Below are 5,777 nucleotides of genomic sequence, written 5' to 3' on the forward strand. Positions count from 1 at the left end.
GGGGGCGGGCGCTTCTTTGTCCCAACCACCGCCCCGCCCGACCTAGTGTGTGTTTCGTCCAAGCTTGCTGGTCGCCCCCCACCTCGCCCCCCAACCCCCCCCCCCCCCCCACAACTCAGTGCTGCGGGGCACGTGCGCTCAGTGCCGACGGACCATGCGGGCGGCCGCCAGCACCCCGGCGAGGTCGCGCCGCACGGACGGCACGATGAGGGCAGCCAGCGCGTACACCGCCACTGCCGCCACCGCCGCCGCCGCGACCTGGACGATCGTCCACCAGGCGGAGCACAGCAAGACCGCGCCGCCTGCGGCTCCGGCCGCCAGCACGGCGAGGGCGAGCACGCGGCCGGCCCCGGCGTAGAGCCGCGCCGTCGGGATGCTCGTGCGGCGTGAGAGCCACCAGAGCGAGATCGGCCACGAGATCGCCGGGGCCACCGCGTACGCGATCGCCACCCCGAGTACGCCGCCGAACGATCCGATCGTGATGCAGGCGATCTTGATCGCAGCGCTCACCAGCGAGTACCGCAGCAGGTCACCGGTGAGGGCGCGTGAGACGTAGACCCAGTACCCGACGAACGCCAGGATCTGGAAGATGCCGGCGATCGCGAACAGCCGCAGGATCGGTGCGGAGGCCAGCCACTGGGGGCCGAGGAGGAGGGCGGTCACGGGTTCGGCCGCCCCCGCCACGAGCGCGAGGCCGGCCACGATCGTGTAGCCGAGGGCGAGCTGGCCGCGGCACAGCCAGTCGGCGAACCGGTCGCGCTCGTCCTTGAGCCGGGAGAACACCGGCAGCGCCACGGTGGTGAGCGGGATGCGCACCTGATTCAGCGGGGTCATCAGAAGCTGGAAGGCGCGGCTGTACAGACCGAGCGCGACGGGTCCGAACCGGATGCCCACGAGCACGTTGTCCCAGTTGTTGCTGACGTAGCTCACCAGCTGGGAGGCCAGCATGTTCCACCCGAAGGCGAGGAAGCCGCGGATCGGCTCCCCGCGTCGGGGGAGTCGCGGGATCCATCCGGCTGCCACGACCAGGACGACGAGCAGCACCAGGGCCTGGCTGAGCTGCTGAGCCACGAGCGCCCAGTACCCCCAGCCGAGCAGCGCCCCGCCGATCGCGATGATCAGGGCGACGGCCGGCGCGGCGATGTCGGCGGTCGCGACCGCCGAGAACCGGAGTCGGCGGACCAGGTCGGCGCGGTACTGGGTGCCGAGCCCGTTAATGAGGAAGGTGAGGGCGAGGGCGTGAGAGATCGGCACCAGTTCCGGTTGCCCGAAAGCGGCCGCGATCAGGCCGGCGCCGACGAAGACGACGACCGAGAGCCCGGCCCCGATGGCGGCGTTCACCCAGAAGAGGTTGTCGCGCTGGCCGCGGGTGACGGTCGTCGCCTGGATCGCCGCCGACGAGAGGCCGAAGTCCCGGAAGAGCTCCCCTACCCCGATGATCGCGAGGACCATGGCGATGAGACCGTAGTCGTGCGGGCTGAGCAGCCGCGCGAGGATGACGACCGACACGACCTGCACGAGGACCTTGCCGCCCTGGGCCGCCAGCGTGACGGCTGCGCCGCGCGCCGCTTGGGCGCCCAGCCGGGGTGCGATGGCCGTTATCGCCTCGTCGCGGAACTCGGCTGTGGCCTCCTCCGCGGGGGTGGCGGCGGCGAAGTCGGCCGCGTCGCCGACGGTCGCCGGGTCGGGAACGATGAGAGCGTCGGGGACGACAGCGGGCCCCGCCGAGCCGCTCGCGCCGGCGCTGCTGTCGCCGGTGCCGCTGCTGCTGCTGCTGCTGCTGCTGCTGCCGGGAAGCTCGGGAGCCTGGCGCCTGTTGCGGTGGCGCGCGGGCGGGCGAGGTGTGCGGTCGTCGCTCATGGCGCTTGCGTTCCGGAGGCGCCGGCCGCGTCGGTCCCCGTGACGTCGGCCCCTGTGACGTCGGTCCCCGCGACGCCGCTCGCGACGCCCGTCCCCGCGACGTCGGCCCCGCTGGTGCCGGCGGTCCGCGATGCGGCCGCGCGGCGCCTGCGGAAGGTGCCCCTGGCCGTCCGGATGCTCTCCCGGAGGCGCGGCAGTGCGAGCCGCACCAGGCCGAAGCCGCGGTACCGGGGCACGGCGCCTCCGGCCAGGCGGGCGCCGAGCAGCCGGCCGGCGAGCGTGCTGCGGCGGGTGGTCTGCAACGGCTGCACGGCCGCGAGGTCGTCGACGTCCATCGGGGTCACCGAGATGACGCCCGCCTCAATCGCCCGCAGGACGATGTCGTAGCCGCGCTCCGTGCGGGCGATCAGTGCGCTGCGCCCGGCGCCTTCGGCGAAGACCGGGTAGCCGCGCTCGTCCGACCGCCAGAAGTCGGCCGCCGTGATGTCGGCGCTCTCGCCGATGCCGTCGGCGCAGATCTTGCAGCGCCACTGGACGGCCGGCCCCAGCGTGCTTCCCCACGACTCGTCGTAGCTCGCGTCGGCCTTGGTGCCGTCGCGGCGCACGGCGGTGAAGCGTCCCGGCCAGCCGCGGCCGCGGTACCAGAGGTCGGCGAGGGGCTCGTCGTCCGGGACCCCGAGCGACTGCGCCAGAGCCTCCGTCGCATGCTGACTCGGTGTGCCCGCACAGAAGAAGGAGAGGATTATCGGGTCGTCGCCCGGGGCGGCGGCGTCTGACGCCGGCCGGGTCGCGACCAGGGAGCGCACCGCCGAGGCCTCACACGGTTTGCCGACGAAGATGCTCCCGTTCTGCACCGCGGCCGGCTGAGCGGCGCTCGCGGTGGGGGCGTAGCGCGAGCCGGCGGCGGCGACCGCTTGGTCGCGCGACATGATCGTGACGCTCACGGTCCGCCGCGGCTCGGCGGGATCGGCGGTCGCGCCGACCATGCGGGCGGACTGCCCGGTCTCCAGGAGCCAGGCGGCGATCGCCGTGAGTGCTCCGCCGCTCGAGCCGCGATGACGGGTCTCGTTGTCGGTGGCCCAGGCCTTCCAGGCGCGCACGACCGGTCCCATGGTCGGGTGGCGTTCTGCTCCGGCGGGCCGTGCAGCGACCACCGTCACGCCCGGGCACGCGGCAGCGAACCGTGCCGCCGCGTCATCCGGGGTGGCCGCGGCCGCCGACGCGTCGCTGCTCTCCACACGGACGGGGCGCAGGAACCCCTCGGCGTTCCGGCGCATCTGCAGGCCGGGGTCCAGGAGTGCGCAGGCGCCGCATCCGGAGCAGTTGCCCGCGTCGACGACGCGTGCGATCGCCGCGTCGAGGGCTCCGGCATCCGGATGCGCGACGGGCGGTTGTTGCGTCTGCGTGGTCATGCGACCTCCCGCAGGGCCCGCTCGGCGGCACCGAGGGTCTCGTGGGCGCGTTCCACTGCGGCGTCGGCATCGCGCTGGAGGTCGGGCGAGGCAAGCTCGCGCATCACATCGGCCGCCGGATCGTCGCTGGTCCGCAGGTCGACGGTGTGCCGCCAGCCGAGGTCGGCCAGCAGTGGGGTGAATTTGCGGGAGTATGCGAGCGGGATGGCCGGGGTGCCGACCGAGAGGGCGTTGAGGCAGGCGTGCATCCGGGACCCGATCACCACGGAGGCGGACGCGACCGTGGTCCGCACATCGTCGAGGCCGGTCGGGATGACGATCTCGGCGTCGGGAGCGACCGTTGTCGAGAATTCGCGGATCGCCGCGATGTCGGAGTCCGGATTGTCGGAGTCGAGCACGTGGGCGAGGAGGGTGACCTCGCGGCCGTCGGCCTGCAGAGAGCGGTAGAGGCGGCCCAGCGTGTCCCGATACGACGCAGCGTCGACGTGCGGGTTGTCGAACCAGAGCAGTCCGGAGACGTTGAGCACGACATCCCGTGACTTCGGCACATCGGGACGCGGAAGCGCGAAGACGACGTCGGTCGTGAGCACGTCGGGGAGGCGTCCGAGCTCGCCGGCGTGACCGGCGCTCGCCGAGTCGCGCGCCATCACCAGGGCTGAGCGGCGGAGCGAGTGCCGGCCGATCGCCCGGCCGCTGCGGCTGTCGAACGGTCCGATGGTCTGCGGGCCGAGCACCACGGGCACCCCGGCCTGCGTCGCGAATTCGGCGACGGCGGACATCACGACCAGCCGCCGAGTGCCGTAGATGTCGGCGAAGCTGTCGCCGGACCGGGTGTCGATCACGAGGTCGAAGCCCGCGAGCCATTTCTGCATCCCCGCCGAGCCGACCACCCGCTCCTTCACGAGGGAGCGGACCCGCCCGATCGGAAGCTGGGGGACGCGGCGGCCGTAGTTCTGGAAGGTGATCTCGGCATCCGGCCAGACGCGTCGGACGAGTTCGGCCGTGCCGGAGCCCAGGGCGCGGACGCCCAGATTGGGCGAGGCGTCGTCGGCCCAGAGAACGAGAACTCGCATGGCAACACTTCCGCGGTCGGGTCGACGGATGGCGGGGCGCGTTCCCTCGCGCGCCTGGCCCGGCAGCCGTCGTACGGGTGCCTCTTGTTGAGACTTACTCATGTATCTTAGCCAGGTGTTCGCCCGCCGCGCCCAACGGGTGCACCCGGATGTGCCCCCACTTCAGGGGCACAGCGGTCGCGGCGGTCGCGTCGGCGGGCCAAGATGGAGCGCACGGACGGACGAGACGGACGAGACGGACGAGGGGATGACGTGGCCGAGCTGATCGTGCAGCAATCGTTTCCCGAACCGCGCCCGACCACCAACCCGTACCTCGTGATGCTCCGGGACAGCATCCGGGAGCAGCCGGGCGTGCAGTTGCGCACCTTCAGCTGGCGCGGGGTCCTCACTGGCCGATTCGACGTGTTCCACGTGCACTGGCCGGAGATCCTCGTGTCGGGCCAGAGCCCGCTGAAGGCGCTCGTGCGCCAGGGGCTCACCCTGCTGCTGATCGCCAAGCTGGCGGTGACGCGCACGCCGATCGTGCGCACGGTGCACAACCTCGAGCTGCCCGACGGGATCTCCGGCCGCGAGCGCTGGCTGCTGCGGCTGATCGACAGACGGACGACGCTGCGCATCCGGCTCAACCCGCTCACGCCGCTGCCGGAGCACGCGCCGTTCGAGACGATCGTCCACGGGCACTACCGCGAGTGGTACGCGCGGTACCCGCATGCGCCGCGTGTGCCGGGGCGTCTCGCCTACGTGGGCCTGGTGCGCCGGTACAAGGGGGTGGATGCGCTGCTGACGGCCTTCCGGACGGCGTTCGGCGGCCAGGATGGCCCGGCCGGGCACGGCGGCCCGCATGCGTCGCTCACCGTCGGCGGCAAGCCGTCAAGCGACGAGTTGGTCGCACAGTTGGAGGGCCTCGCCGCCGGGGACGACCGGATCGCCCTGCACTTCGCGTTCCTCAGCGACGCCGAACTGGTGTCGGCGGTGACGGCGTCGCAGCTCGTCGTGCTCCCGTACCGCGAGATGCACAACTCCGGCGGCGCGCTCTCCGCCCTGTCGCTCGATCGTCCGGTGCTGGTGCCCGCGAACGAGGTGAACGGGCTGCTCGCCGCCGAGGTCGGCGACGACTGGGTGCTCCGCTACGAGGGCGAGCTGACGCCGGCCGCCCTCGAGGACGCCCTGGCTCGCGCCCAGCGTCTGGCTCCGGATGCCCGTCCCGACCTCTCCCGCCGCGAATGGGATGACGCCGGCCGTGCCCACGTCGCCGCCTACCGTCGGGCCATCGCGCTCCGCCGCCGCCGCCGGCGCTGACGGTCTCGCGTCCGCCCTCGCGCTCGCCCGGGCTCGTGGGTTTGGCGGAGTTGTCGGCCCACCCCCCCCGGGGTTGGCCACACCGGGGCAACCCCCGGCGGGGGGGGGGGGCGGGGCGCCCGGGCGCCCGGCC

4 protein-coding genes are annotated in these 5,777 nt (G+C 73.1%); 1 reads left to right on the plus strand and 3 read right to left on the minus strand.

The window, feature by feature from the left end; genetic code table 11:
• Positions 1-138 precede the first annotated feature (138 nt).
• Genes ACFVV5_RS02965 through ACFVV5_RS02975 form a run of 3 tightly spaced genes read right to left on the minus strand, consistent with a single transcriptional unit; the run spans position 139 to position 4,345 of the window.
• Positions 139-1,860 carry a lipopolysaccharide biosynthesis protein gene (locus tag ACFVV5_RS02965; RefSeq protein WP_387238689.1) on the minus strand — a complete coding sequence of 574 codons (1,722 nt, stop codon included), beginning with the start codon at positions 1,858-1,860 and terminating at the stop codon, positions 139-141.
• The gene (locus ACFVV5_RS02970) at positions 1,857-3,272 is read right to left on the minus strand and encodes a Coenzyme F420 hydrogenase/dehydrogenase, beta subunit C-terminal domain (RefSeq protein ID WP_387238692.1); all 1,416 of its coding nucleotides are present in this window, start codon (positions 3,270-3,272) and stop codon (positions 1,857-1,859) included. Before ACFVV5_RS02970 ends, ACFVV5_RS02965 begins: the two co-directional genes overlap by 4 nt.
• Entirely contained in the window at positions 3,269-4,345 is a 1,077-nt protein-coding gene (locus ACFVV5_RS02975; protein ID WP_387238695.1) for a polysaccharide pyruvyl transferase family protein, read from the minus strand. The genes ACFVV5_RS02970 and ACFVV5_RS02975 overlap by 4 nt, the downstream gene beginning before the upstream one ends.
• 252 nt (positions 4,346-4,597) lie before the next feature.
• Here ACFVV5_RS02975 and ACFVV5_RS02980 point away from each other — a divergent pair, with 252 nt between their 5' ends.
• Positions 4,598-5,644, plus strand: coding sequence for a glycosyl transferase (locus ACFVV5_RS02980; protein WP_387238698.1), 1,047 nt, complete (start codon positions 4,598-4,600; stop codon positions 5,642-5,644).
• Positions 5,645-5,777 lie beyond the last annotated feature (133 nt).

Origin of the sequence: Leifsonia sp. NPDC058248 (genome assembly GCF_042881905.1) — a bacterium.
Classification (GTDB): domain Bacteria; phylum Actinomycetota; class Actinomycetes; order Actinomycetales; family Microbacteriaceae; genus Leifsonia.